This is a genomic window from Mycobacterium sp., from assembly GCF_049647605.1.
Lineage (GTDB): Bacteria > Actinomycetota > Actinomycetes > Mycobacteriales > Mycobacteriaceae > Mycobacterium.
Genome location: NZ_JBARXZ010000065.1, coordinates 1 through 3,586 on the forward strand (window position 1 = coordinate 1; position 3,586 = coordinate 3,586).

At 66.8% G+C, this 3,586-nt stretch carries 4 protein-coding genes; 2 read left to right on the top strand and 2 right to left on the bottom strand.

The window, feature by feature from the left end; all coding sequences use genetic code 11:
• The coding region (locus WBB07_RS08555) for a hypothetical protein (protein ID WP_526306627.1) at positions 1 to 649 on the top strand (649 nt) is incomplete at its 5' end.
• A gap of 62 nt (positions 650 to 711) precedes the next feature.
• Here the strand turns inward: WBB07_RS08555 and WBB07_RS08560 are convergent.
• Positions 712 to 2,139, bottom strand: a complete 1,428-nt coding sequence (locus WBB07_RS08560) for a type IV secretory system conjugative DNA transfer family protein (protein ID WP_094295414.1) — start codon at positions 2,137 to 2,139, stop codon at positions 712 to 714.
• A gap of 96 nt (positions 2,140 to 2,235) precedes the next feature.
• Here WBB07_RS08560 and WBB07_RS08565 point away from each other — a divergent pair, with 96 nt between their 5' ends.
• Positions 2,236 to 2,622 (top strand): helix-turn-helix domain-containing protein, encoded by a 387-nt coding sequence (locus WBB07_RS08565; RefSeq protein ID WP_094295408.1) that lies wholly within the window; start codon positions 2,236 to 2,238, stop codon positions 2,620 to 2,622.
• Between the two features lie 22 nt (positions 2,623 to 2,644).
• Here the strand turns inward: WBB07_RS08565 and WBB07_RS08570 are convergent.
• A partial coding sequence (locus WBB07_RS08570) for an AAA family ATPase (RefSeq protein ID WP_526306629.1) occupies positions 2,645 to 3,586 on the bottom strand: 942 nt, incomplete at its 5' end.

The following is a 3,586-nucleotide window of genomic DNA, read 5'->3' on the forward strand; positions in this document are numbered from 1 at the left end:
CAACAGACCTGAACTGGCGAGAAGCTTCGACGAGGCAATACGGGTGACGCCTACGCCACGCAAGCCTCGCGTGCAGCGTCCGCTGGTCATCCTGTGGTCGATCGTCGCCGTGGTAGTCACGATCGCCGCCGTGCTGTGGACGATTCTGATTTCGCGCTGGACGGGATCGGATGCGCCGGAGGCGGCGGCCCCGGCGACGTCGACCCCGGCCACGTCGTCAGCGACCGCCGCGGCGGCGGCGCTTGCTGAGCTGCTTCCGCCGGGTTATCCGCCCGGCAGGTGTACACCTGCGCCGACTGACGCGGACGTGACCGCGGCGATGTCGTGCGGCCCCAACACCGATCCTGGCGGCCCTACCACGTCGAGCTACACGCTCAGCGGGGATGCCGCTGCTCTGGAAGCGTCTTTCACCGACACCGTGAATCGGTCTACTCCCCGGATCTGTCCGCCCAACATTCAGTCTCCGGGGCCATGGCGGCGCAACGACAGTCCCACGGTGGTGCGCGGCACGGTCTTCTGCGGGCTCCAGGCCAACCAGCCTGTCGTGGTCTGGACCGAGGACGACGAGCTGTTACTCAGTGTTGTTCGAGCCGAGACGCCTGGGGCCACCCTAGAAGGGCTCTACGCCTGGTGGTCCTCGCACTCTTAGCGGTGCTCTCGGCGGTGTTCAACTGGGCAGAATCCTCACTTGAACACGACCCGTGCTGTTACCTATGCCGACGCCTTTGACGTCCGCTGGCGCCGCCTGCGAGTCTCAATCGCTCCGTCGTAGATTTCGAGGAAGACACTCCAGTCGGGGATCTGGACTCGCCGCCCGGCGGTGCCGCGCAGCAGCAGCTGGGCCTCTTCGAGACTCTGGGGGAGCAACTCCTGCCAGTCGATGATCGAGCCCAGTTGTGAGGACTGCGAACGACTTCCGCCGTTGGGCTCATACGACTCGGTGCGCCGCGTCCCCAAGCCCTGCCAGTGTGAAGCCTGTTCGAGGAGATGGCGTTCGTGAGCGCCGTACATCACCACGGTGCCCGGGAAGATGTCGCGCAGCGCGTCGGCGTATTTCGGGCCAAACACAACGTCGAAGTGGCTGGAGGCCTGCACGGTGGCCATGATGTTGACGCCCAAACCGGCGGACTCGCCGACGTAGTTGAGCAGCGCCGGCAGCGGGCAGGAGTTGCACACTTCGTCGAGTTGGAGCAGCAGCCGGTGTTCGAGCTGGTGCTGGGCCGTGCGCTTGCGGAAGTGTCGGATGATGGAGTCGATAAGTGCCACGGCTGCGCCAGCAACGGTGCCGGTGTTGGGGGCGATGACAAACAAGCTCGCGTCAGGGTCATCCAGCATCGAGACATCGAACGATTCGATGCTGAGTTCGTCGACACCGCTAAGGCGGTCTAGATGCTCGGTGGTGCTCAGCCCGAGACGCACCCACGGCGTCACCGCTTTGGACACGGTGATCGCCACACTGTCCCGCATGCGGCTGTTGAAGGTCAGCACGCGCTGCATTGGGTCGGACAGCATCGGGTGCGGGCACAGCGCGGCGGCGGTCATCCACGATGGAGTGGCGTGCAGCGACAACTGTGTGGTGGCACCGCCGTCTTCGTCGTCCTCGATGCCGAGGTTCTCGACGGCTTCGAGCACCCAGGGCATGCCCTGGCTGTTGCCCTGCGGGCTGGCCGCATAGAGCAGGCAGGCCAAGGGGCGGCTGGCAGTGGACTCCCACAGTCCGCCGGCGGCTACCGTTTGTCCGCTTGACGCACCGCCGAACCCCACACCGGAGGTCGCGAGCATGGTTTCCGCGACGGTCAGCGCTTCATCGGCGGACGTGATGGACATGGTGGGGTCACTGACCATGGAGCGCACGCCCTCGGGCCAGACGAGGGTCTTTTCCGGCCGCAAGTCGATGACGCCGGTGGGCCCCAGGCCGCGGCGCATCAACACCAGCTCGGCGAGGTCCTCCTTACTGGAGACGGAGACGAGCGGGCCGGGGTGCAGCACCGCGGCCGGGGCCAGCAGGCGCCGTGTCTTACCGGTTCGAGTGGGTGCGCTGATCGCCAGATGTGGAGCGCCCTGAACCTTTTCGTACTGTTCGTTGTCGTTGACGACAAGTCCGCAGTAGGGGCTGTACGGCTCGGGGTGCTTGCTCATGCGGTTCATCGTCGCGGGGATCGTGCGCGCCAGTCCACCACCAGAGCCGGATTGGCCCCTAAGTTGGATGACAGCAGCAAGAAGGAGTGACGCCAGATGAGCAGCCATCGTGGGACAGCGGTCCGCGAAAAGAGCGCGGGGGCGCTGGGCGCCTTAGTTCCGGCCGAGGAGAACGGCACCGATGCAGGCGGGCAGCCGACACCTCACCCGGCAACGCTCTACTTCGCGGCGCGACTGCGTGAGCTGATGGACGGGCTGGCTGTCCGCAGTCTGGAGACCGGCCGGACGCGCAAGCTGACAGTACGACGGTTGCAGCAGCTGCTGCATGAGCAGGCACCTGAGTTGGCGGTTTCGCAGACGCACATGTACCGCTACGTGCACGGTGAGGCCAGACCGAGTGTGCCTCTGGTCTACGAGCTGGCGGTGCTTTTTGGGGTCGCGCCGACCTACTTCCTTCCAGACGACCTGCTGCCCGAAGATTGAGCGGTCCACGGGGATAGCTGGTTTAGAGGCTTAGGTCGTCGTCATCGAGAGCCTGCCCGCGCTCGCCGTGATGGAAGGCCTGCCCGCGCTCGTCGTGATCGAGAGCTTGCTGTCCGCGCTCGTCGATCGTGTTGGCCGGCACGTTCCAGCCCAATGCGATCTGACGGCGCTGAGCCGCTCGAACGGCGCGCGCGGCGTTGTCGTACTGGGTGAGGACCTGGCGCCACTCGTCGCCTAGTTGGGTGCGGCCGAGACGGTCGGCCAGCGTGACCGCCGGCACCGGGTCAAGCAGCGGGTCGGCAGGTGCGGACGGCGCGGTCGTGAGGGTGGTGCTCCACGGCAACGCATGGGTGAGCAGCCGCAGCGCTGAGGAGCCTGCGCCGCGGCTGGCTTCCGGGTCGAGCAGGATGACCCGAGCGTTGGACGCGGCGGCGTGACGGGCGATATCTGCGAGCTGCTGGGGGTCTGCAGCGGCTGGGTCATCGACGACGACGATGGCTCCCGGTGGTAGTGCCCACTGCTGGCCGCTGACGTGCTGGTGCGCGTGGCTGACCGTGGTGATGGTGTCGGCCAACTCCGCGTCGCGAGCGGGTGCCGCTCCGGTGTCCGTGGTCGAGAGCCACAGCACCTTGCGGTCGTTAGCGTTAGCGGTGTTGCGCAGTGTGTAGAGCGACGCCGCGGTTTCGCCGTCGGTGATGTCGGCCCGGACGACGCTGATCCGATAAGGCTGTGCGGCAAGCGCTTTGAGTCGCTCCGCGTTGTGCGGCTCGTGGCCTGCCAAGGCCGCCGCGGGGATGACGAGGGGCGTGCGGCTGGGGTCGACGTCGCTTGCGACTTGGAGTAGGGCCACCTCCGAGCGCGCCGTTTCGAGCAAGCGGTCGAGTGTGTCGGAGGTCGCGGTCTGGGCGGCGGCGAAGGCGGTCGCGACGTCGCGCTCAGCGCGCTCGAGGTCGCGGCGCAGCAC

Excerpts from the sequence above, each read along its gene's own strand:
- WBB07_RS08560 (WP_094295414.1), bottom strand. The coding sequence starts at position 2,139 with ATGAGCAAGCACCCCGAGCCGTACAGCCCCTACTGCGGACTTGTCGTC.
- WBB07_RS08565 (WP_094295408.1), top strand. The coding sequence starts at position 2,236 with ATGAGCAGCCATCGTGGGACAGCGGTCCGCGAAAAGAGCGCGGGGGCG.